19 protein-coding genes and 1 tRNA gene are annotated in these 21,479 nt (G+C 69.0%); 9 read left to right on the forward strand and 11 right to left on the reverse strand.

Annotated features, from left to right (window positions below):
- Positions 1 to 42: 42 nt before the first annotated feature.
- The 6 genes from metG to ABE434_RS10035 form a co-directional block, all read right to left on the reverse strand.
- Positions 43 to 2,121, reverse strand: coding sequence for a methionine--tRNA ligase (gene metG, locus ABE434_RS10010; RefSeq protein ID WP_346478714.1), 2,079 nt, complete (start codon positions 2,119 to 2,121; stop codon positions 43 to 45).
- 97 nt (positions 2,122 to 2,218) lie between these two features.
- Positions 2,219 to 2,662 (reverse strand): DUF2147 domain-containing protein, encoded by a 444-nt coding sequence (locus tag ABE434_RS10015; protein ID WP_070425636.1) that lies wholly within the window; start codon positions 2,660 to 2,662, stop codon positions 2,219 to 2,221.
- Positions 2,663 to 2,763: 101 nt separating this feature from the next.
- Complete coding sequence (locus tag ABE434_RS10020; RefSeq protein WP_176989229.1) at positions 2,764 to 3,183, reverse strand: VOC family protein; 420 nt, start codon at positions 3,181 to 3,183, stop codon at positions 2,764 to 2,766.
- On the reverse strand, positions 3,180 to 4,220 hold the full coding sequence (locus tag ABE434_RS10025) for a serine hydrolase domain-containing protein (protein ID WP_346478754.1): 1,041 nt from the start codon (positions 4,218 to 4,220) through the stop codon (positions 3,180 to 3,182). The genes ABE434_RS10020 and ABE434_RS10025 overlap by 4 nt, the downstream gene beginning before the upstream one ends.
- A 57-nt stretch (positions 4,221 to 4,277) precedes the next feature.
- Positions 4,278 to 6,194, reverse strand: coding sequence for a DUF885 family protein (locus tag ABE434_RS10030; RefSeq protein WP_346478715.1), 1,917 nt, complete (start codon positions 6,192 to 6,194; stop codon positions 4,278 to 4,280).
- A gap of 131 nt (positions 6,195 to 6,325) precedes the next feature.
- A complete protein-coding gene (locus ABE434_RS10035; RefSeq protein ID WP_070425632.1) occupies positions 6,326 to 7,003 on the reverse strand; it encodes a DUF502 domain-containing protein in 678 nt (225 codons plus the stop codon).
- 99 nt (positions 7,004 to 7,102) lie between these two features.
- Here ABE434_RS10035 and ABE434_RS10040 point away from each other — a divergent pair, with 99 nt between their 5' ends.
- The gene (locus tag ABE434_RS10040) at positions 7,103 to 8,374 is read left to right on the forward strand and encodes a hypothetical protein (protein WP_346478716.1); all 1,272 of its coding nucleotides are present in this window, start codon (positions 7,103 to 7,105) and stop codon (positions 8,372 to 8,374) included.
- 22 nt (positions 8,375 to 8,396) lie between these two features.
- Here the strand turns inward: ABE434_RS10040 and ABE434_RS10045 are convergent, their stop codons facing one another.
- The 5 genes from ABE434_RS10045 to trxA form a co-directional block, all read right to left on the reverse strand.
- Positions 8,397 to 9,128, reverse strand: a complete 732-nt coding sequence (locus ABE434_RS10045; protein WP_346478717.1) for a hypothetical protein — start codon at positions 9,126 to 9,128, stop codon at positions 8,397 to 8,399.
- A gap of 51 nt (positions 9,129 to 9,179) precedes the next feature.
- The gene (locus tag ABE434_RS10050; RefSeq protein WP_176989233.1) at positions 9,180 to 9,644 is read right to left on the reverse strand and encodes a DUF4442 domain-containing protein; all 465 of its coding nucleotides are present in this window, start codon (positions 9,642 to 9,644) and stop codon (positions 9,180 to 9,182) included.
- A gap of 69 nt (positions 9,645 to 9,713) precedes the next feature.
- On the reverse strand, positions 9,714 to 11,345 hold the full coding sequence (locus ABE434_RS10055) for a CHASE2 domain-containing protein (protein WP_346478718.1): 1,632 nt from the start codon (positions 11,343 to 11,345) through the stop codon (positions 9,714 to 9,716).
- Positions 11,342 to 12,931, reverse strand: a complete 1,590-nt coding sequence (locus ABE434_RS10060; protein WP_346478755.1) for a FecR domain-containing protein — start codon at positions 12,929 to 12,931, stop codon at positions 11,342 to 11,344. Before ABE434_RS10060 ends, ABE434_RS10055 begins: the two co-directional genes overlap by 4 nt.
- Positions 12,932 to 13,215: 284 nt before the next feature.
- Positions 13,216 to 14,085, reverse strand: coding sequence for a thioredoxin (gene trxA, locus ABE434_RS10065; RefSeq protein WP_176989235.1), 870 nt, complete (start codon positions 14,083 to 14,085; stop codon positions 13,216 to 13,218).
- Positions 14,086 to 14,210: 125 nt separating this feature from the next.
- Between trxA and ABE434_RS10070 the strand changes: the two genes are divergently transcribed.
- From ABE434_RS10070 to ABE434_RS10105, 8 genes are all read left to right on the forward strand, one after another.
- On the forward strand, positions 14,211 to 14,822 hold the full coding sequence (locus ABE434_RS10070; protein ID WP_346478719.1) for a DUF998 domain-containing protein: 612 nt from the start codon (positions 14,211 to 14,213) through the stop codon (positions 14,820 to 14,822).
- 186 nt (positions 14,823 to 15,008) lie between these two features.
- Positions 15,009 to 17,657 carry a leucine--tRNA ligase gene (gene leuS, locus ABE434_RS10075; RefSeq protein ID WP_346478720.1) on the forward strand — a complete coding sequence of 883 codons (2,649 nt, stop codon included), beginning with the start codon at positions 15,009 to 15,011 and terminating at the stop codon, positions 17,655 to 17,657.
- A 162-nt stretch (positions 17,658 to 17,819) separates the two neighbouring features.
- Positions 17,820 to 18,455 carry an LPS assembly lipoprotein LptE gene (gene lptE / locus ABE434_RS10080; protein ID WP_346478721.1) on the forward strand — a complete coding sequence of 212 codons (636 nt, stop codon included), beginning with the start codon at positions 17,820 to 17,822 and terminating at the stop codon, positions 18,453 to 18,455.
- Between the two features lie 31 nt (positions 18,456 to 18,486).
- Positions 18,487 to 19,524, forward strand: coding sequence for a DNA polymerase III subunit delta (gene holA / locus ABE434_RS10085; protein ID WP_179458294.1), 1,038 nt, complete (start codon positions 18,487 to 18,489; stop codon positions 19,522 to 19,524).
- Between the two features lie 4 nt (positions 19,525 to 19,528).
- The gene (nadD, locus tag ABE434_RS10090; RefSeq protein ID WP_346478722.1) at positions 19,529 to 20,194 is read left to right on the forward strand and encodes a nicotinate-nucleotide adenylyltransferase; all 666 of its coding nucleotides are present in this window, start codon (positions 19,529 to 19,531) and stop codon (positions 20,192 to 20,194) included.
- 58 nt (positions 20,195 to 20,252) lie between these two features.
- Entirely contained in the window at positions 20,253 to 20,684 is a 432-nt protein-coding gene (gene rsfS / locus ABE434_RS10095; protein WP_179458296.1) for a ribosome silencing factor, read from the forward strand.
- Between the two features lie 84 nt (positions 20,685 to 20,768).
- Positions 20,769 to 21,239 (forward strand): 23S rRNA (pseudouridine(1915)-N(3))-methyltransferase RlmH, encoded by a 471-nt coding sequence (gene rlmH, locus ABE434_RS10100; protein WP_088434465.1) that lies wholly within the window; start codon positions 20,769 to 20,771, stop codon positions 21,237 to 21,239.
- Positions 21,240 to 21,296: 57 nt separating this feature from the next.
- A tRNA-Asn gene (locus tag ABE434_RS10105) sits at positions 21,297 to 21,373 on the forward strand.
- Positions 21,374 to 21,479: the final 106 nt, after the last annotated feature.

The following is a 21,479-nucleotide window of genomic DNA, read 5'->3' on the forward strand; positions in this document are numbered from 1 at the left end:
AGAGCGTGGCAGGGCGACCGCGTGGCCGCCCTGCCGCCGCGGTCAGCGGACCGGCATGCCCGGCAGCGCGGCGCTGTCGGCGTCCAGCAGGGCGAGTGCGCCACCGTCGAAACCGGCCGACAGGATCATGCCTTCGCTCAAGCCGAAGCGCATCTTGCGCGGGGCCAGGTTGGCGATGAACACCACGCTGCGGCCGACCAGCTTTTCCGGCTCGCCGTAGCTGGCGCGGATGCCGGAGAAGATCTGGCGCTTGCCCAGGTCACCGGCATCGAGTTCGAAGCGCAGCAGCTTGTCCGAGCCTTCCACGAATTCGCAGACCAGCACCTTGCCGATGCGCAGATCCAGCTTGGCGAAGTCGTCGATGCCGATGTAGGCCGGTGCGGCCTCGCCATCGGCCGCAGCGACCGGTGCCGGTGCGGCAGCGGGCTTGGCCGGTTTGGCCGGGGCGGCGGGGGCCGGGGTGGCGGCCTGCAGGGTGTCTTTGGAAGCGTCGGTCATGGCGTCGATTTTTTTCGGGTCGATACGGGTAAACAGGGGCTCGTACACCGCGATGGTGTGCGCGGTCAGCGGGGCGGCGATGTCGGTCCAGGCGTGCACCGGCGCGGCCAGGAAGGCCTCGGCCTGCGCGGCGGTGGCCGGCAGTACCGGCTTGAGCGCGGTGACCAGCACGCGGAACAGGTTCAGGCCCTGGGTGCAGACGGACTGCAGCTGCGCGTCCGCGCCCTCCTGCTTGGCGATCACCCACGGCTTTTCATCGTCGATGTAGCGGTTGGCCTCGTCGGCCAGTGCCATGGTCTGGCGCAGCGCGCTGGCCGGATCGTTGCGCTCGTACGCCTCGCGGATCGGCGCCAGTGCGGCGACGAAGCGGTCGTACTGGGCCGCATCGGGCAGCGCAGCGGCCAGGCGGCCTTCGAAGCGCTTGCTGATGAAGCCGGCGCAGCGGCTGGCCAGGTTGACGAACTTGCCGACCAGGTCCGCGTTGACGCGCGCGATGAAATCACCCAGGTTCAGGTCGAGATCGTCGACGCCGCCGGAGGACTTGGCCGCGAAGTAATAGCGCAGCGCTTCCGGTTCAAGCCCTTCATCCAGGTAGGTGCGGGCCATCACGAAGGTGCCGCGCGACTTGGACATCTTGGCGCCGTCCACGGTCAGGTACCCGTTGACGTGCAGGCGGGTCGGCGCGCGGTGGCCGGTGCCATGCAGCACCGCCGGCCAGAACAGACCGTGGAAGTTCACGATGTCCTTGCCGATGAAGTGGTGCAGCTCGGTGCTGGTGCCGGCGCGCAGGTGCGCGTCGAAGTCTTCGCCGGTCTTCGCGCACAGGGCCTGGAAGCTGGACAGGTAACCGATCGGCGCGTCGAGCCAGACGTAGAAGTACTTGCCCGGGTGGCCCGGAATCTGGAAGCCGAAGTACGGCGCATCGCGCGAAATGTCCCACGCGCGCAGGCCGCCTTCGGCGTTGAGCCACTCACCCAGCTTGGCCTTGACGCCGGGCAGGGCGACGTCGCCGGCCAGCCACTCGCGCAGGAAGCCTTCGAAGCGGCCGACCTCGAAGAAGAAATGCTCCGAATCGCGGATTTCCGGCGTGGCGCCGGAGATCACCGATTTCGGGTCCTTCAGGTCGGTCGGGCTGTAGGTGGCGCCACACACTTCGCAGTTGTCGCCGTACTGGTCCGGGGTGCCACAGTTCGGGCAGATGCCCTTGATGTAGCGGTCCGGCAGGAACATGCCTTTGGCCGGGTCGTAGAACTGGGCCACGGAGCGGCGCGCGATATGGCCTTCGGCCTCGAGCTTGAGGTAGAAGGCTTCGGTCAGCGCCTTGTTGGCCGCCGAGTTGGTCGAGTCGTAGTGGTCGAACGCGACGCCGAACGCGGCGAAATCGCGCTCATGGCTGGCCTGGATGTTGGCGATGAAGGCCTCCGGGGTCACGCCGGCCTTTTCGGCCGCGAGCATGATCGGGGTGCCATGGGTGTCATCGGCGCAGACGAACCAGGTCTTGCCGCCGCTCATTCGACGCGCGCGCACCCAGATGTCAGCCTGGATGTAGCCGACCAGGTGGCCCAGGTGCAGCGGGCCGTTGGCGTAGGGCAGGGCGGTGGTGACGAGAGCGGTGCGGGTCATGATGGGCGCTGTTGCCAGGGGAACCGGGGATTATCGCACGCCAAAACGCAGTAACCCGGCCGAAGCCGGGTTACGGGGGCTGGAACCCGCGCGGGGCTTACTCGCGGACCCAGGTCTGGGCGCGGCAGATGAAGGCCACGCAGCCGGACACGTCCAGCTTGGCGCCGCCGGTCTGCAGCTTCATCTTGGACTTGTAGGTCTTGCCGTTGCCCGGGTCCAGGATGGTGCCGCCGGACCAGGCGTTGGCGCCATCGGCCTTCAGGTTCCACAGGATGGTCATGCCCTTGACCGGCTTGTTCTTGTTGGCGCCCTCGCAGCCGTCGCAGACCGGATTGGGGCCCTTGTCCGAGTGCAGGATGTCCACGACCTTGCCGGTCAGGGTGCCGTTGGTGGCCTGGGTGATCTCCACGATCGACTTCACCTTGCCGGTCTTGTCGTCGATGGTCTTCCAGCGGCCGACGGCGCCGTCGGCGGCGCTGGCCGACATCGCGGCCATCATCAGCGGCAGCGCCAGCAACAGGGTCTTGAAAGTCTTGCGCATGTTCCCCTCCCAGGGATGTCCGTGAACGCCGGCGCAGGCGGCCGGTACAGGGCCGACTGTATACCCATTCGCTCCGGTACGGAACGTGCCCGGCGCACGGTTCAGCCGGCGTCGGCCGGGATCTCGTACAGCTCCAGCGGCAGGTCGTCCGGGTCGGCGAAGAAGGTGAACCGGCGGCCGGTGTACTCGTCCACCCGGATCGGCTCGCAGGCCACGCCGGCCGCGGTCAGCCGCTCGATCATCGGTTCCAGCGCGTGCACGCGGAAGGCCAGGTGGCGCAGGCCCTGCGCCTCCGGGCGGCTGGGGCGGGGCGGTGCGCCCGGGAAGGAGAACAGCTCCAGCTGGCTGCCGTCGGGCAGGGCCAGGTCGAGCTTCCAGGAGTCGCGCGCCTGCCGGTAGTTTTCGGCGATCACCCGCAGCCCGAGCACGCGCGTGTAGAACGCCTTCGAGCGCGCGTAGTCCGCGGCGATCAACGCCACGTGGTGCACGCCGAACAAGAGAGAAGTGTGCGTATCGTTCATTGCAGGGTGTCCAGCCAGCGCCGGGCGATCTGCAGCGCCAGCGGATAGGGTTCGGGGGCGTTGCGGTTGCTGAGCACGATCACCGTGAGGCGCTGCGCCGGATAGCGCAGGATCACGTTGCGGAAGCCGATGCTCTCGCCGCTGTGCCACTGCGCGCCACCGTTGAGACGCCAGCCGAAACCGTAGAACGGCACGTCCGGCTCGGCGGTGCGCGTGGCAGGCGAGAACATCTGCTTCAACGATGTCGCCTTCAGCAGGCGCTGGTCATACAGCGCCGCGTCCCAGCGGGCCAGGTCATCCAGCGACGAATACACGCCGCCATCGCCGAGCACCGCACTGGTCGGGCTCTGGTCGGTGCGCTGCCAGCGCCCGTCTTGCTCGCTGTAACCGTAGGCGCGGCGCGCGATGTCGTCCACGCCGTCCTGGTGGGCGACGCTGTCGTGCATGCCGAGCGGCAGGAAGATGCGCTGGCGCAGGAAGCGGGCGAAATCGGTGCCGGAGGCCTTGCCGACCACCAGCGCCAGCAGCGCGTAACCGCTGTTGCTGTAGCGGTAGGCCGTGCCCGGGGCGAAGTACGTTCGATCCTGGCCTTCCAGTAGATGCAGGACATCCTGGTCATGCACCTGCGCGGTCGCGTCGGCGGCCATCAGGTCTTCGTAATCGAGCAGGCCGCCGGTGTGGCTGAGCAGCTGGCGCAGGGTGATCGCATCCGCCGCGGCCGGCAGCGAGGGCAGCCAGCGTTTCACGGGATCGTCCAGGGTCAGCGCGCCATCTTCGGCCAGCAGCAGGATCGCCGCGGCGGTGAACTGCTTGCTGACCGAGGCCAGGCGGAAACTGGTCTGCGCGGTCACCGCAGTGCCATCTTCCAGCACCGCCAACCCGTAGCCGCGACGGAACACCGGTCTGCCGTCATGCAGTACCAGCACTGCCGCGCCCGGAACCTGGCCGTCGTAGCGCTGCATCAGCGCATCGATGCCCGGGTCCGGTGGCGTCAGCACCGGCGCTGCCACGACAGCACCGCTCCCGGCGATGCACATCGCACTGATCCACACACGCAGATGCCGGACGATGTGCATGCTCGTTTCCTTCGGGGGTCAGGGCGCAGGTGTTGTCGCACCATTTGGGCTGGCGATCCAGCGGGCGATCTTGGCATCCAGGATGTCCAGCGGCATCGAGCCGTCGCGCAGCACTTCCTCGTGGAAGCGACGCGCATCGAAACGCGGCCCCAGCGCCGCCTTGGCCTTGTCGCGCAGCTCCATCATCTTCAGCTCGCCCAGCCCATTGGCCAGGGTCTGGCCGGGCAGGGCCATGAAGCGCTCGACTTCGGCGGTGGCATCGGCGGCGCTCATGTCCGCGGTCTTGACCAGGTAATCGACCGCCTGGCGCTTGCTCCAGCCCTGCGCGTGCACGCCGGTGTCGGCGGACATGCGCGCGGCGCGGGTCAGCGCGGCCTGCAGGTAGCCGATGCGCTCGTACGGATCCCGGTAGACGCCCAGTTCCTCGCCCAGCGATTCGGCGTACAGGCCCCAGCCCTCGACGAAGGCGATATCGCCGCCCAGGCGACGGAAGCGCGGCAGCTTGTCCAGCTCCTGCTGCAGGCCCAGCTGCACGTGATGGCCCGGGATGCCCTCATGCAGGAACTGCATCGGCGCGGACCAGCGGCGGCGGCTCGGCAGATCGCCGGTGTTGATGTACAGCACGCCCGGGCGCATCCCGTCCGGCAGCGGCTGCTGGTAGCTCACCGCGCCGGCGGTGGCCGCGCGCTCGGGCTCCACCGCGCGGATCTCCATCGGCGCCTTCGGCAGCGTGCCGAGCAGGGTCGGCAGGCGCGCGTTGACCTGGCTCTGCAGCTGCTTGTACCGGTTGAGCAGTGCATCGGCATTGGCGTACTGGAAATCGCGATCGGTGCGCATGGTGCGCAGCAGCTTCTGCTGCGAGCCGCGAAGCCTGTTCTCTTTCATGATCGTGGCGATCTGCGCCTGCAGCGAGGCCACGCGCTGTTCGGCCAGTGCATGGATCTGCTCGGGCGTCAGCGTGGAGGCGGTGCTCTGCACGATGGTCTGCGCATACCAGGCCTTGCCGCCGGGCAGGCCGGCCAGGCCATCGGTGCTGCGCGCGGCGGGCAGGTACTCGGTGGCGATGAAACCGCGCAGGGCGCGGTAGGACGGCATGATACGGAACTCGATCATGCGCTTGTACTCGGCGGTGATCCGCGCCTTGTCGGCCGCCGGAAAATCCTCGGGCAGGTTGCGTACCGGTGCCCAGAAGATGCTCTCTTCGGCGGTCGGCTTGATCACCGCATCCAGCTGCGGCAGCACTTTTTCCATCAGATCGCGCGGCTGCACCACGCCGGCGGCCATGCCCTGGCGCATGTTCGCGATGGCCTGTTCGAACAGGGCGGGAATGCCCAGCGAGCGGCGCGACCAGCCGTCGTAATCCTGCACCGTGTTGAACGGTTGCGCGCCGGAGCCGGAGCCGAGGATGGCCATGATGCTGCCCAGGTTGTAGTACTGGCTCACCGGCAGCATCCAGCCGGGGAACTGCTCGGCCGCCAGAGACATGCGCGCATCGCGCACGAAGATCTCGTAGCTGAGCAGGTCCTGGCCGGTCAGGCCGTCCGGACCGATCTTCTCGACCTTGCCCAGCCATTCCACGGTGAAGTCATGCGACTGCTGCCGATAGGCGGCCGAGAGGATGTTGGGGAGCTGGTCGTTGTGGCGGCTGTCGCCCTGGAAGGTGGCCTGCAGCGGATTGAGCCGCATTGAGGCATCCCAGTATTCATCGTAGATGCGGTCCAGCTGGGCGGCCTTGCTCTGCTGGCGCACCAGCGGCTGGCGGGCCGGGGCGGCGGCCGGGCGTGCACGGGGCTTGGCCTTGGGCTTGGCGGCAGGCCGGGACTGCGTCGCGGCGGGCCGGGTGGCCTTTTTCTTGGCAGCTTCGGCCGGAGCAGCGGCACTGAAGGCCATCAATGCGGCGATGGCAAGCGCCAGGGCGCGGGCGGGGTGGGGCATCGGCTGTTTCCGTAAACGCACAGACACGGGAGCTTGCCCGATTCGCCTGCGTACGGCCAGCATCGCTCCCCGGTCAGCTTTGTCATGTACGGCGCCCAGTCAGCTGCGGCAGCGCAGGGCTGCCGCAGGAATCAGCGATCGCCGGCGCGGGTGAACGGCATGGTTTCCGGGGCGACCGCGCCGCCGGAGATGATGAAGCTCATCGCCTGGTCCACGGTCCAGTCGGTGGGCGTCAACAGCTCGACCGGCACGATTTCCAGATAGCCCGAGGTCGGATTCGGGGTGGTGGGTACGTAGACGGCGGCCAGCTCGCGGCCGCTGCCTTCTTCCTTCATCACCCGCGTCACCAGGCCGACCGACTTCATGTCGCGATGCGGGAAGTCGATCAGCACCACGCGCTGGGTGCTGCCCGGTTCGGTCTGCAGCATGTCCAGCAGCTTCTTGGCGCTGTCATAGATGATGCTCGCCAGCGGGATGCGCTTGATCACCGCACCGAACCAGCGCAGCAGGCGCTGGCCGATCACGCGGCGGCTGAGCACGCCGACCGACAGGATCACCAGCAGAGTGGCGGCCAGGGCGATGATGTCCTGCATCCACTCGACCTTGATCCAGCCCAGGTAATGCGGGAACGAGGCGGCGATCTGCTCGGACAGCGGCACCACCAGCGGGCTGGAGATGCCCGAGAGCAGCACGAACACGAATTTGACCACCACCCAGGTCAGCCAGATCGGCAGCAGGGTCAGCAGGCCGGTCAGGAACAGCCGCTGCAGGGAGGGACGCGGAACGAGTTGGGGGGCTTCGGGCGACATCCGCGCATTGTAGCGGGGGCGATGCCCGGTTTACGCTGCCGGTCCCCGCAGGACGCGGGGTCCGGGGAGAACACTGTGGTGAGGAATGGACTGAAATGGGTGGTCGTCTCGATCCTGAGCCTGCTGCTGGCCGTGGCCGGACTCTGGGCCGCCTCGCGGTTCTGGCCGCTGCCGGCCGAGCAGCGCGAGGCGATGCGGCTGCTGCAGGCACCGCTGCCCACGCCCGGCGCGAATGGCTTCAGCGCGTTGTGGACCCTGCGCCATGACGGCCTGGATGCCGCCGGCCGCGAGGCCGTGATGGCGCAGGATGCCGCGCGTTGGCGCCAGGGGACGCCCGGCCAGCGGCCCCAGGACTCCAGCGCGGACGGCCGCTACCCCACGACCCTGCGTCCGGGCTCGGCGAGCTGCGGCCGCCGGGCCGTCGGCTGTCTCGCGGCGGTGCGCGGCGACCCCGACAGGTTCCAGGCCGCGCATGCCGGCCATGAAGCGTTTCACCAGCGCGTGGCTGCGATCGTCGGCTACGGTCACTTCGTCTCCCCGTTCACGCCGTTCGACACCGACCCGATGGTGCCGCTGCCGGCCTTCCAGCCGGTGTTCGATCCGGTGTCCGCGCACGCGCTTGCCCATGTGCGTGGCGACAGTGGCGCCGCACTGGCCGGTGCCTGTGGGGACATCCTCAGTGGGCGCCGGATGGCCGGGCAGGGCGACACCCTGGTCACCAGCATGATCGGCGCGGCGATGGTGGAGAGCAACGCGCGGGTGCTGGCCGACATCCTGGTCGAACTGCCCGCGGATGCGCCCGTGCCTGCGGTCTGCGACGCTGCACTGGCGCCAATGACGCCTGCCGAGCAGAGCCTGTGCACCGCGATGCGCGGTGAGTTCGCGCTGGCCGGGGCGGGGTTGCGTCTGTCGAGCGGGGATCCGGAGGGAAATCGCCTGCTGTTGGATGTGCCACGCACCCAGGCACGCATCGCGCCGCGCTACGCGTGGGCATGCGCGGCGGGCGCCGAGCTGGTGGCCGCGCGGGATGCGCCCACGCCGATTCCCGGGCCGGCGCAGGATCGCTTCGCCTGCATCGCCAATCCGCTGGGCTGCACCCTGGCCAACATCAGCGGACCGGACATGCGGCAGTACGCGGGCCGCCCGCAGGACGCCGCCGCGATGTTGCGCCTGGTGGCGGCGCAGCGCTGGCTGCGGCAACAGCCCGTGGCGGTGTCCGTGGCGCTGCAGACGTTGCCCGAGGCACTGCGCTCGCCCACCCGCACGCCGGTGCTCAGCGAAGACGGGCAGTGGTTGCAGGTGGATCGGCGCGTGGTCGTGGACGAGCTCGGGCCGACACTGCGGGTGCCGATGCGCGCGCCGGCACGATGAGCGGCGCGCGGTTGGCGGTGCCCTAGCGGTCGTCCGTCGCCTCCAGCGGCTGGAATGCACTGCCATCGCCCACCGTCTCCAGCGTCCAGCGGCGTGGCGAGGTGAGGGTCTCCCAGCGCACGCTGTCTTCGTCCGAGTCGATGCTGCCCTCGGTATAGCGCACGCGGCGGGTCGCGTAGTTGATGCTCAGGCTTTCGGTGTGCCCCGAGTTGCGCATCATCGAGCTGTTGTCGTAGCCGATCAACGCGAAAGCGCCGTCCTGCCAGCGGAAGGTGAAGCTGGCCGAACCCGTCGACCAGCTGCCGGCGTTGGAGAAGAAGTACAGCGTGGTGCGCAGCGTGCCGCGCACGATCGAGACGCCGGGACCGTCCTCGAAGACATCGGACAGGTTCGGCGCCTCGTGGCGAGTGATCAACGTGTGGTTCTGCGCGGCGAGCGTGTAACCGCCCGCCGGGCCAGCGAACGCAATGGCGAGCATGCGCGGGTTGCTGTCCAGCGGGCTGATGCCGAAGCCATCGTGTTCGACGATGTTGCGCGGATCCTGCTGGCGCAGCACCAGAACGAGATCATCGCGTTTGTCGCCGTTGAGATCGCCGCTGAGCTGTTCCTCGATGCGCCACCCGGACGGCAGGAAACCCTCGGCCGTGGTGGCGCGCGCCGGCAGCACCGGATAGTCGACCGGCGGTATCCGCAGTTCCTGCGCAGACGCGGTCAGGGCGGTGAGCAGCAGCGGGGTCAACAGGAGCAGGCGCATGGTCTTCCGTGGCGGTGATCAGGCGCGCGAGCATAGCAAGCGCGACATGACTCACCCCGCGCGTTGGCGTGCCTCGGGCTTGAGCCGCAGGTAGACCTGCTTGCGCACGCGGGCGATCACCTCGCCGTTGGCATCGACGATGTCATTGCTGAACCAGTGCAGGTATTTCCCGCCGCTGGCGGTGGCGGCACGCAGCTGGTCCAGCAGTGCCTCGTCCAGCCGGAACTCGGCCACCACCGTGCCGCGGCCCGGCTTGAGGAACTCGATCTCGCCGGCGCGATCCCAGACGTAGTAATCGCGTCCCAGGTTCTGCATCACGGTGAGCATCCAGAATGGATCTGTCATCGCGAACAGGCTGCCGCCGAAATGCGTGCCCACGTAGTTGCGGTTCCACGGGCGCATGCGCAGCTCGACGCGCACATGGCGGTAGTCCGGGCTGACATCGGTCACGTGGATGCCGGTGAACAGGAACGGCGGCCATAGATTGATGCCGTGGCGGAAGACAGAGGCCTTCATTCGGATCACGTCACGCTGGGGAGGTGACCGGAGTCTACCATTCGCTTGCGTATGGTGGGCGGTGGGGGCTCAGCCGGGGCCGCCGTCGTCGACCGCATAGCCGTTGCGCCCCGCGGCCTTGGCCTGGTACAGCGCCGCGTCGGCCCCTTCGAAATAATGCCGCGGTTCCGTGCCGGGGCTCGGCACCCGGGTGAACACGCCGGCGCTCAGGGTGATATGCGTGGTCGCGCCACGGCCGGCCGGAATCTCCAGGCCCTGCGCCCGCGCCACCAGATCCTGCACCACCTGCACCGCGCCTTCCGGCGTGGTGTCGGGCAGGATCAGCGCGAACTCGTCGCCGCCGAAGCGGGCGGCCATGTCACGCGGACGACGTGCGTGCGCACGGATTTCCTGGGCGATACGGCGCAGCACGGTGTCGCCGGCCTGATGACCGAACTCATCGTTGTGGCGCTTGAAGTGGTCCACGTCGATCAGCACCAGGCTCAGCGGCCGCCCGCTGCGGCGGCCGGCGTCGTGCTCGGCCTGCAGGGTCTGCTCGAAGCGCAGCCGGTTGCCCAACCCGGTGAGCGCATCGCTGTTGGCCTGGCGCCGCCAGGCGCTCACCCGCCACAGCGTCCACCCCAGCAGGACGGTCAACATGCCGGTCAAGGCCGCGGCCGGTGCGAACCACAGATGGCCCGCACGCAGCAGCACGAAGCTGAGCAGCAGCGTCAGCGGCAGGGCGAGTACACCGCTCTGCCACGCCCGCGGCAGCGTCAGCAACAGGCAGCACAGCGCCACCAGCAGCCCGGTGAGGGCGCTCTGCCACGCCGGCGGCAGCGGGTTGATCACCTTGTCGGCAAGCAGCATCGAGGCGACATTGGCCTGGTACTCGCTGCCACTCATCCAGCGCTCGCGGGTGGTCGGGGTGAGCAGTCGCGTCGCGACGCCGCTGGCGGTCATGCCGACCAGCACCAGGCGCCCGCGCAGCAGCGCCGGGTCGACGTCGCCGTCGAGCACATCCGCGTAGGACACCTGCGGGAAGCGTTCGGGCGGTCCGGCGTAGCGCACGCGCACGTAATGGTCGCGGCGCCACTGGTAGGGTGAGGCCACCGTCGGCTGGTCGTCGTGCAGGCCGGGCAGCGGACCCTGCGTGTCGGCCAGTGCCAGTCCAAGCGCCGGCCAGTGCGGTGCGCCGATCCCGGCGGTGAGGTACAGCCCACGCGCGACGCCATCGCCGTCGACTTCGATATCAGTGTGGCCCAGGCCGGCCGCGTTGGCGGCGATCAGCGGGATCGGCAGCAGTTCCTCGGCCATGCGGGGGCCACTGGCGGGCGCGGCCAGCACCGGCAGCACAACGTGTCCGTTGCGGCGGATCGCCGCCGCCAGTTCCGCATCCTGGGTGCTGTCCTGGCGGTCCGGTTCGGACAGCACCAGGTCCAGCACCACGCGCTCGGCGCCGGCGTCGGTGAGCCGGTCCAGCAGGCGTGCGTGGGTGCCGCGCGGCCAGGGCCACTGCCCAAGCTGCTGCAGGCTGTTGTCGTCGATCGCCACGATCAGCAGGCGCGCATCCGGCGTGTACTCCCAGCCGCCGACGTACGCGTCGTAGACCGCCTCATCCTGTTTCCAGAACCACTGCCAGTGACTGGCCACGACCGCCAGCGCGCCGACCAGGGCGGCCAGCACGATGCGTTGCGGCCAGGGCAGGTGCAGGGGAGTCACAACAGCAGCCACAACAACAGTGCACCACCCCCGGCGGCGTAACAGGTGCGGCACGGCAGGGCGATCTGCTGCGCCGGCGAAAACGGACCGGCGTACCCGTCCTCGTCGATGTACTGCACGCGCACGTGCAGCGTGCCGCGCCAGGGGCGCTTGATCGACACTTCCGGCTGGTCGAGCTCGCGGTCGAGCAGCGGCGCGCTGAAATCGCCGCGACGGTCCAGCTGCACGCGATAACGTTGGCCGGGTTCGCCGGCCTGCCAGCGCAGGGTCAGCTGGCCTTTGGCGGCTTCGGGCGGCTGCAGGGCCGGGTCGACCGGCAGATCGGTGATGGTCAGCGGCAGGGGCTGGCCGAACCGGCCGCGATGGCCGTTGCGGTCCACCGACGCCACCCGCCAGACATAGTCACCCGGCGCCAGGTCCTGGCCCGGGCGCAGCTGCGTGCCGCGGCCGTCCTGCTCCAGCACCGGGGCGAGGAACTGCGGATCGCGGGCGATCTGCAGCACGGTGCGCTCGGCATCGGCAACGCGGGCCCACTCGAAGCGCGGTCGCGCGCTGTTGACGGTCTGGCCATGCAGCGGGCGCACGGTCAGCGGTGCGACCGGCTGGTCACGCACCTCGAAATCCTGCCCGGCATCCAGGCCTTCCACCTGCGCCGCGCTGACCGCGCGCACCAGCACGCGCAGATCGCCCGGCGGCAGGTCGGGCAGGGTGAGCGCGGTGGCGTCGGTGTCGCGCGCGAACAGCAGCACGTCGGGTTGATCGGCACGGACGACTTCGACCCGGTAGCCGACGGCGTCCGTCACCGGCTGCCAGGCCAGGGCTGCGGGCAGGGTGGCCAGCCGCTGCGGATCGGTGGAGAGCACGGGCGCGGGCAACAGGGCCTCCAGGCCGGCGGGTCGCGTATCCAGCGAGGGGCTGCGCGTGGCCTGGCCACGGGTGACCAGGCGCTGGCCGCGGCGGTTGCCGACCTGCACGCGCCCTTCCAGCACTTCGGTCGCCGCGCCGCGGCCCTCAAGGCCGGCGCTGACCCGGAACACGGTGCCACGCACGCTGCTGGTCGCGGTGGGCGCATCGATGATGTAGCGCGACGCCGGGCCGTTGGCCGGCGTCACCCGGTTGCTGGCGCGGCCCTGCTCCAGGCGCAGGCGGGTGTCGACCATGCCGGTGTGGCCGTAGCGGGAGAGCTGATCGAAGCGCAGCCGAGAACGTTCGCGCAGCTGCAGGCGCGAGTCATCGGCGAACACCACGGTGACGCTGGCATCCTCGCCGGTGACAAGTTCCTGGCCGATCCGCAGCAGATCGCCTTCCAGCACATCGCGGCGAGGCTGGCCGTCGGCCTGGCTCTGCACCGGGCCGCGGACGGCGAGCACCCGCGCCGGGGCGGGCTGCACCTGCAGCCAGGCCACCGGGAAGCGCAGCTGGCTGCCGGGCGGCAGGCGGTAGGGATCGGCGATGCGGTTGTGCGACTGCAGCTGTTCCCAGGCGATGGTCGGCTTGAGATAGCGGGCGCTGAGGTCCCAGATCGTATCGCCGGGCCGGACCCGGTAGGTCCAATCCTGGGCCAGGAGCGGCGCGGCGGACAGCATCAAGGCCACCAGCACCAGCAGGCGGGCAGCCAAAGAGAAACAAGGCAATCGGGTCAATCTCACGGTCGTTCACGGCCCTGCAAGGCGGGGCGCAGCCAAGTAGGCCGCCATGGCCCAGACCTCATCCTCCCCGATGGATCGCGGCCTCCAATGGGCCGCGGCGGCATTATTGCCCGGGAGCCGTGCAGGGTTTCTGAACGTGATTCACGTCACACATCGAAGACGAGCGTTCGGATAGACGACTTGGCAGGGCCAGCGCCCCGGCAGGCGCTGGCCCTGATTGATCAGAACAGCAGCGACGCCATCCGGCGGCGGTACTGGCCGACCAGATCTTCATCCTCGATCACCTTGAAGGCGTCGATCAGCAGCTTGCGCGGGCGACCGTCGTCATACGTACGGTCCCGCCGCAGCATGTCCAGGAACTGCTCCAGCGCGGCCGCGTCCTGCCCGGACAGCAGCAGCTGCACGCCACGCAGGTGGCGGGCCTGCAGATCGTCGCCGTTCGCGGCAATGCGGGCGTCCAGCACCTCGGGAGCCGGCGCGTCCTGCAGCGCGCTGGCGAACTCCAGGCGGGCCCGGGCGCGCACGGCGCGATCATCGGTGGACAGATTGGCCGGCAGAGCATCGATCAGTGCCGTGGCTTCGGCGGTGGCGCCGGTCTGCAGCAGGGCCAGCGCGAGGTCGAGCTTGAGCTCCTCCTTGTCCGGCTCGGCGGCGATGGCCGCGCGCAGCACGTCGACCTGGGCCTGCGGATCGAGCGGAGCGGCTTCGACGGCGTCCTCGGCCTCGGCTTCTGCTGCGGCCTCCAGCGGCATCACGCCATGCTGGGTCAGGAACTCGCGCAGCTGACCTTCCGGTACCGCGCCGGGGAAACCATCGACGATCTGCCCGCCCTTGACCAGGAACACGGTCGGCACCGAGCGGATCTGGAAGGCGGCCGCGATCTGCTGTTCCTTGTCGACATCGACCTTGGCCAGCTCGAAGGCACCGTGGTATTCGCCGGCCAGCTTTTCCAGCATCGGGCCCAGGGTCTTGCAGGGGCCGCACCAGGTGGCCCAGAAATCGACCAGCACGGGGGTCTGCAGGGATTTCTGCAGGACCTCGGTCTCGAAGGTCTCGGTGGTGGCGTCAAATACGTGCGGCAGATCGCTCATGGTTTCAGATCAACGGGAAACTGGAGAGGAAGTGTATGGTGCCGCCCGCCGCCGGACGCAACCCCACGGGCGGAATCGGCCGCGAACGGCGACAATGCAGGCCTTGTGAACAGGCCGGGTGCAGCATGTCGGGACTTCATCGTTGGGAACGTGCGCTCGGCATTGCCGCCGCCGTGTTGTTCGTGGGCGCAGTGCTGGGCTTCGGCGCGGCGCTGCCGCTGTTCGATCCGATCGGCCACCCGGTCGCGCTGCTCGGCGCGATGGGCGTGCCGCATTCGCTGGCGTTCAACATCGTCGGCTTCGCGCTGCCGGGCCTGCTCGCCAGCCTCGTCGCCCTGCGCTTGCTGCTGCGGGTGCCGCGGACGGCGCCCTGGTCGATGCGGGTGGGCGCGCAGCTGCTGATGCTGGCCGGGGTCGGCTTCACCGCGATGGGGGTGTTGCCGCTGGATACCAGCGATCTGGACAATCCCGCCAGCCAGTACCACGCCAGTGCGTGGATGATCTGGGTGCTGGCCTTCGTGCCCGGGGCGGTGATGTCCGGGATCGGCGCGCTGCGGCTGCCGGCGTGGCGGGCCGTGGGCGCGCTGCACCTGGCCTGCGGGTTGGGCGTGCTGCTGTCGGCCTTCGCGCTGCAGGTGCTGCTGCCGGCACCGCTGGCCCAGCGGGTGGCCTTCGGTGTGTGGCTGGTCTGGCTGGTCGCGGTGCTGCCGCTGGCCCCGGGCGCGCGCCGCGCCTGAGCGCGGTTCGCCTGCTGCTGCGCCCCGGCACCGCGCCGGGGCCAGGGCAGGGCGATGACGTATTCGGCCAATCCCCAGTCAATTCAATGAGATGACGGGTTTGGGCGATGCGGTGGGCACCGTCGATTGGAGCCCTTTGCCGCACTGCGGTACCCTGTGCCGCTTTGCCGCCGCACTAGCGTTTTTATGACCAGCGTCGAACCCAACGTTTACGATCCGCAGCAGGTTGAATCCGCCGCCCAGCAGTATTGGGATGCCACCCGTGCCTTCGAGGTCACCGAGACTTCGGAGAAGCCGAAGTTCTACTGCCTTTCGATGCTGCCGTATCCGTCCGGTGCGCTGCACATGGGCCACGTGCGCAACTACACGATCGGCGACGTGATCAGCCGCTACAAGCGGATGACCGGTCACAACGTGCTGCAGCCGATGGGCTGGGATGCGTTCGGCCTGCCGGCCGAGAACGCGGCGATCAAGAACAAGACCGCGCCCGCCAAGTGGACCTACGCCAACATCGAGCACATGCGGGGCCAGTTCAAGGCCATGGGCTATGCGATCGACTGGTCGCGCGAGTTCGCCACCTGCACGCCCGAGTACTACGTGCACGAGCAGCGCATGTTCACCCGGCTAATGCGCAAGGGCCTGGCCTACCGCCGCAACGCGGTGGTGAACTGGGACCCGATCGACCAGACCGTGCTGGCCAACGAGCAGGTCATCGACGGCCGTGGCTGGCGTTCCGGCGCACTGGTGGAAAAGCGCGAGATCCCGCAGTGGTTCCTGCGCATCACCGATTACGCCCAGGAGCTGCTGGACGGCCTGGACGAACTGCCGGGCTGGCCGGACTCGGTCAAGACCATGCAGCGCAACTGGATCGGCCGCTCGGAAGGGCTGGAGATCCAGTTCGACGTGCGCGATGCCGACGGCAGCACGCTGGACCCGCTGCGCGTGTTCACCACCCGTCCGGACACCGTGATGGGCGTGACCTTCGTGTCGATCGCCGGCGAGCATCCGCTGGCCCAGCACGCGGCGCAGTCCAACCCGGCGCTGGCCGCGCTGCTGGCCGAGATGAAGCAGGGCGGCGTGTCCGAGGCTGAACTGGAAACCCAGGAAAAGCGCGGCATGGACACCGGCCTGCGTGCCATCCATCCGGTCACCGGCGCCCAGGTGCCGGTGTGGGTCGCCAACTTCGTGCTGATGGGCTACGGCACCGGCGCGGTGATGGCCGTCCCCGGCCACGACCAGCGCGACAATGAATTCGCCAACAAGTACGGCCTGCCGATCCGCCAGGTCATCGCGTTGAAGTCGCTGCGCAAGGAAGAAAGCGCGTACGACGCCACCCGCTGGCAGGACTGGTACGGCGACAAGACGCGCGAGACCGAGCTGGTCAACTCCGAAGAGTTCGACGGGCTGGATTTCCAGGGCGCCTTCGAAGCACTGGCCGAGCGTTTCGAGCGCAAGGCCCAGGGCCAGCGCCGCGTCAACTATCGCCTGCGCGACTGGGGCGTGAGCCGCCAGCGCTACTGGGGCTGCCCGATCCCGGTGATCTACTGCCCGAAGTGCGGCGCCCTGCCGGTACCGGAAGAGCAGCTGCCGGTGATCCTGCCGGAGAACGTCAACTTCGTCGGCACCGGTTCGCCGATCAAGGCCGATCCGGAATGGCGCAAGACCACCTGCCCGGACTGCGGCGGCGCGGCCGAGCGCGAGACCGACACCTTCGACACCTTCATGGAGTCGAGCTGGTACTACGCGCGCTACACCTCGCCGGGTGCCCGTGATGCGGTCGACAAGCGCGGCAACTACTGGCTGCCGGTCGATCAGTACATCGGCGGCATCGAGCACGCGATCCTGCACCTGATGTATTTCCGTTTCTTCCACAAGCTGCTGCGTGATGCGCGCATGGTGGACAGCAACGAGCCGGCGCAGAACCTGCTGTGCCAGGGCATGGTGATCGCCGAAACCTACTACCGCCCGAACCCGGACGGCTCCAAGGACTGGATCAACCCGGCCGATGTCGATGTGCAGCGCGACGAGCGCGGCCGCATCGTCGGGGCGACCCTGATCGCCGACGGCCAGCCGGTGGTGATCGGTGGCACCGAGAAGATGTCCAAGTCCAAGAACAACGGCGTGGACCCGCAGGTGATGGTGAGCAAGTACGGCGCCGATACCGTGCGCCTGTTCTCGATGTTCGCCGCGCCGCCGGAACAGTCGCTGGAATGGAACGAAGCCGGCGTGGACGGCATGGCCCGCTTCCTGCGCCGCCTGTGGGCACAGGTGCAGAAGCACGCCGCCGATGGTGCCGCCCCGGCGCTGGACGTGGCCGCACTGAACGCCGAGCAGAAGGCGCTGCGTCGCAAGACGCATGAAACCATCGGCAAGGTCGGCGACGACTACGGCCGCCGCCACAGCTTCAACACCGCGATCGCCGCGGTGATGGAACTGATGAACGCGCTGGCCAAGTTCGATGACGTCAGCGAGCAGGGCCGTGCGGTCCGCCAGGAAGCGCTGCGTGCGACCGTGCTGCTGCTCAATCCGATCACCCCGCATGCCAGCCATGCGTTGTGGCAGGTGCTGGGCCACGCCGAGGAACTGCTGGAAGACCAGGCGTTCCCGCAGGCCGATCCGGCCGCGCTGGTGCGCGATGCGGTGACGCTGGCGGTGCAGGTCAACGGCAAGCTGCGCGGCACCATCGACGTCGCCGCCGATGCCCCGCGCGACCAGATCGAAGCGCTGGGCCTGGCCGAGCCGAACGCGGCCAAGTTCCTGGAAGGTCTGACCGTGCGCAAGATCATCATCGTGCCCGGCAAGATCGTGAACATCGTGGCGGCCCCGCAGGGCTGATCCTGTCGTGCCACCTGGTGCCTGCGCGCCCGGTGGCACGGATCTCCTAGGACCGATACGGGCGGCGCCGCGCGGGCGGCCCGGTATCAAGTCCTGTTCACGCGGCATCCGGCACGATCACTGCTTGTTGCCGCGACCGCCCGGCTCCTACAGACTGTGTCCATGACCCGATTCCTGCTTGCCCTTGTCCTGACCGCAACCCTCGCCGGGTGCGGCTTCCATCTGCGCAACAAGTTGATGCTGCCGGCCGATACCGCGGCGGTGCAGGTGGTCTCCACCGCGCCTTACAGCGAACTGGTCAAGTTGCTGCGCCGTGGCCTGCAGGCCTCCGGGGCGCAGATCGCCGACAGCGACAGCAGCGAGCCGGCGGCCCAGCTGCAGGTGCTGTCCGAGCGTTGGGGCGATCTGCCGATCGCGATCGATGCCCAGGGCCGTGCCCAGGAATACAGCCTGCGCTACGCGGTGATCTTCATCTTCCGCCGCGAAGATGGCAGTGAACTGGTGCCGCAGCAGGTGATCGAACTCTCGCGCGATTACGTGTCGCCGCCGACCGACGCCACCGGTACCACCACCGAGCGCGAAATCCTCGCCGACGAGCTGCGTCGCGAGATGTCCGCCTCGATCATGCGCCGCATCGACAGCGTGGTCCGCGCCGAGCTGGAGCACGGCCGTGCCCCGGCCAAGCCGGGTACCCCGCCGGTGGAGACGCCGGTCGAGCTGCCGGCGGCCACCCCGGCCACCCCGACGTCGACGACCCCGACGCCGGCGGTACCCGCCGACGTTCCGCAGGGGCACTGAGTCCGGTCCGCCTGCGGATCGGCCTGCCCGCATGGAACTTCGCCCCGAACAGCTCGCCAGCCAACCGGCCAGCCAGCCGTTGGCACCGGTCTACCTGATCGCGGGGCCCGAGACGCTGCGCGTGCTTGAAGCGGCCGATGCCGTGCGGGCACGTGCCCGCGCCGATGGCGTCAACGAGCGCGAAGTGTTCGATGCCGATGGCCGTGACTTCGACTGGAACCAGCTCGACGCCAGCTTCAACGCGCCCAGCCTGTTCAGTGCGCGTCGCCTGATGGAACTGCGCCTGCCCAGCGGCAAGCCGGGCAAGGAAGGCGCGGAGGTGATCAGCCAGTTCTGCGCCAATCCGGCCCCGGACGTGATCCTGCTGATCACCTGCAACGAATGGAGCAAGGCGCACCAGACCAAGTGGGCCGATGCCGTCGGCCGCGCCGGGGTGATCTCGGTGGCCTGGGCGATCAAGCCGCATGAACTGACCGAGTGGATCGAACGTCGCCTGCGCGGCAAGGGCCTGCGTGCCGATCCCCAGGCCGTGCAGCGCCTGGCCGAGCGGGTGGAGGGCAATCTGCTGGCCGCTGCCCAGGAAATCGACAAGCTGGCCCTGCTGGCCGATGGCCAGACCCTGGACGTGGAGACCATGGAGTCGCTGGTGGCCGATGCCGCCCGTTACGACGTGTTCCGCCTGGTCGAAGCGACCTTCTCCGGCCAGCCCGCCGCGGTGCTGCGCATGATCGCCGGCCTGCGTGCCGAAGGCGAAGCCGTGGCCGCGCTGACCCCGATCGTGATCCGCGAACTGCTCTCCACCGCCGGCCTGGCGCGGGTGCAGGCGCGCGGTGGCAACCTGGCCGCGGAAATGAAGAGCCGTGGCATCTGGGAATCGCGGCAGGCGCCCTTCAAGCGCGCGCTGCAGCGTCACCCCGAGGTCAAGCGCTGGGAGCGCTTCGTGGCCGAGGCCGGGCTGGTCGACCGCATCGCCAAGGGGCGCGCCGACGGCGATGCCTGGCTGGCGCTGGAGCGGTTGCTGATCGCGGTCTCCGAAGCCCGTGCCGTGCGCCTGCTCGCCCGGGCCTGAGCCCATGGGGCTGCGCATCTATTACGGCGGGACCTTCGATCCCGTCCATCTGGGCCACCTGGCCATCGCCCGTGCCGCACGCGACCAGCTGCAGGTTGCCGTGCGCCTGCTGCCGGCCGCCGATCCGCCGCACCGCGCCACCCCCGGCGCCGACGCCGCGCAGCGCCTGGCGATGCTGGGCCTGGCCATCGGCGACGAGCCCGGCCTGCTGCTCGACCGGCGCGAGCTGGACCGGGCCGCGCGCAGCCCCGGCGTGCCGTCCTATACCGTCGATACGTTGCGCGAGCTGCGCGCCGAGCTGGGCCCGCGCCAACCGATCGCCTGGCTGGTCGGCGCCGACAGCCTGCTGGCCCTGCCCAGCTGGCACGCGTGGACCGCGCTGTTCGATCTGGCGCATTTCATCGTCGCCGACCGCCCGGGCAGCCCCTTGGCCGACACGCCCGACCCGGTCCTGGCACAGGCCCTGGACGGGCGCTGGGCCAGTCACGAGCGCGCGCTGTTCACCGCCCCGGCCGGGCGCCTGCTGCGCCTGCAGGCCCCGCTGCGCGAGGAATCGGCCACCGCCGTGCGGACCCGGATCCGGGCCGGTGGCCCCTGGCAGCAGCTGCTGCCCGAGCCGGTGGCCGGCTATATCCTCGACCACCGCCTGTACGGCGCAACACCGTCGTGAATACGCGCGGGCGCGCTGCCCCGTATAATCGACCCCACATTTATCGAGTTGACCCGCTTTGAGCAACCAAGCCCAGCCCCAGACCATCAAGGTCCAACTGCCCAATCCGGCGCCCTCCGTTCTGCAGCTGCTCGAGTGCGTGCGCGGGGCCACCGAAGAACTGAAGGCGAAGGATCTCGTTGAGATCGACGTCATCGGCCGCTCCAGCGTCGCCGATTACATGGTGATCGCGTCGGGTACCTCCAGCCGTCACGTCAAGTCGATCGCCGACGAAGTGGTGAGGTTCGCCAAGAAGCTGGGTGTGATGCCGCTGGGCGTGGAAGGCGAGCGCGAAGCCGAGTGGGTGCTGGTCGACCTGGGTGACGTGATCGTCCACGTGATGCTGCCGCGCGTGCGCGAGTTCTACGCGCTCGAGCGCCTGTGGACCGTGGGCGACCAGCCGCCGATCGAACTGCTCGACGATGCGGACGACGACTACGACGCGCGCTGATCGCAGCGTGCAGGGTCACGACGACGGCGCCGATGGCGCCGTTGTCTTTTGCGGCGCCGCGTGCGGTGCCTGCCGAGGACAGAGATGAAAGCCAAGTTGATCGCCACCGGCGAACGTGCCCCGTCCTGGGTCGCGCAGGGCTTTGCCGAGTACCAGAAGCGGCTCTCGCACTGGTTGCCGTTCGAGCTGGTCGAGATCGAGCCCGGCCTGCGTGGCAAAGGGCGCGACGCGCGCCGCGCCACCGATGACGAAGGCAAGCGCGTGATCGCGGCGCTGCCGAAGAATGCCTACGTGGTCGCGCTCGATGTGCCGGGACGCCCGCTCAGTTCCGAACAGCTGGCCCAGCGCCTGGAGCATTGGCGCGGGCAGGGCAGGGACCTGGCCTTCCTGATCGGCGGGCCGGAAGGCCATTCCGCCGAGGTGTCGGCGATGGCCGATGAGAAATGGTCGATCGGGCCGCTGACCCTGCCGCACATGCTGGTGCGCCTGGTGGTCGCCGAGCAGCTGTACCGCGCCGCGGCGATGCTGGCCAACCATCCGTATCACCGCGCGTGAAATAGTTGTCGTCAGACGGGTTACATCTCGCGAAAAACGGGCTACAATGCGCACCCCGCCCGAATAGCTCAGCCGGTTAGAGCACTTGACTGTTAATCAGGGGGTCGTTGGTTCGAGTCCAACTTCGGGCGCCAAGATTTGAAAAAAAGCCTCGCAGCGATGCGGGGCTTTTTTTTGTCCGCGATCCGCGCAGCTCGCATGACCGGCCAACAAAAAGCCCGGGCACTGCCCGGGCTCCTT

Origin of the sequence: Stenotrophomonas sp. TWI1183, from assembly GCF_039673115.1 — a bacterium.
GTDB classification, from domain to species: Bacteria; Pseudomonadota; Gammaproteobacteria; order Xanthomonadales; family Xanthomonadaceae; genus Stenotrophomonas; species Stenotrophomonas maltophilia_AA.

Excerpts from the sequence above, each read along its gene's own strand:
- metG (WP_346478714.1), bottom strand. The coding sequence starts at position 2,121 with ATGACCCGCACCGCTCTCGTCACCACCGCCCTGCCCTACGCCAACGGC.
- ABE434_RS10015 (WP_070425636.1), bottom strand. The coding sequence starts at position 2,662 with ATGCGCAAGACTTTCAAGACCCTGTTGCTGGCGCTGCCGCTGATGATG.
- ABE434_RS10020 (WP_176989229.1), bottom strand. The coding sequence starts at position 3,183 with ATGAACGATACGCACACTTCTCTCTTGTTCGGCGTGCACCACGTGGCG.
- ABE434_RS10025 (WP_346478754.1), bottom strand. The coding sequence starts at position 4,220 with ATGTGCATCGCCGGGAGCGGTGCTGTCGTGGCAGCGCCGGTGCTGACG.
- ABE434_RS10030 (WP_346478715.1), bottom strand. The coding sequence starts at position 6,194 with ATGCCCCACCCCGCCCGCGCCCTGGCGCTTGCCATCGCCGCATTGATG.
- ABE434_RS10035 (WP_070425632.1), bottom strand. The coding sequence starts at position 7,003 with ATGTCGCCCGAAGCCCCCCAACTCGTTCCGCGTCCCTCCCTGCAGCGG.
- ABE434_RS10045 (WP_346478717.1), bottom strand. The coding sequence starts at position 9,128 with ATGCGCCTGCTCCTGTTGACCCCGCTGCTGCTCACCGCCCTGACCGCG.
- ABE434_RS10050 (WP_176989233.1), bottom strand. The coding sequence starts at position 9,644 with ATGAAGGCCTCTGTCTTCCGCCACGGCATCAATCTATGGCCGCCGTTC.
- ABE434_RS10060 (WP_346478755.1), bottom strand. The coding sequence starts at position 12,931 with ATGCTGTCCGCCGCGCCGCTCCTGGCCCAGGATTGGACCTACCGGGTC.
- trxA (WP_176989235.1), bottom strand. The coding sequence starts at position 14,085 with ATGAGCGATCTGCCGCACGTATTTGACGCCACCACCGAGACCTTCGAG.
- ABE434_RS10070 (WP_346478719.1), top strand. The coding sequence starts at position 14,211 with ATGTCGGGACTTCATCGTTGGGAACGTGCGCTCGGCATTGCCGCCGCC.
- leuS (WP_346478720.1), top strand. The coding sequence starts at position 15,009 with ATGACCAGCGTCGAACCCAACGTTTACGATCCGCAGCAGGTTGAATCC.
- lptE (WP_346478721.1), top strand. The coding sequence starts at position 17,820 with ATGACCCGATTCCTGCTTGCCCTTGTCCTGACCGCAACCCTCGCCGGG.
- holA (WP_179458294.1), top strand. The coding sequence starts at position 18,487 with ATGGAACTTCGCCCCGAACAGCTCGCCAGCCAACCGGCCAGCCAGCCG.
- nadD (WP_346478722.1), top strand. The coding sequence starts at position 19,529 with ATGGGGCTGCGCATCTATTACGGCGGGACCTTCGATCCCGTCCATCTG.
- rlmH (WP_088434465.1), top strand. The coding sequence starts at position 20,769 with ATGAAAGCCAAGTTGATCGCCACCGGCGAACGTGCCCCGTCCTGGGTC.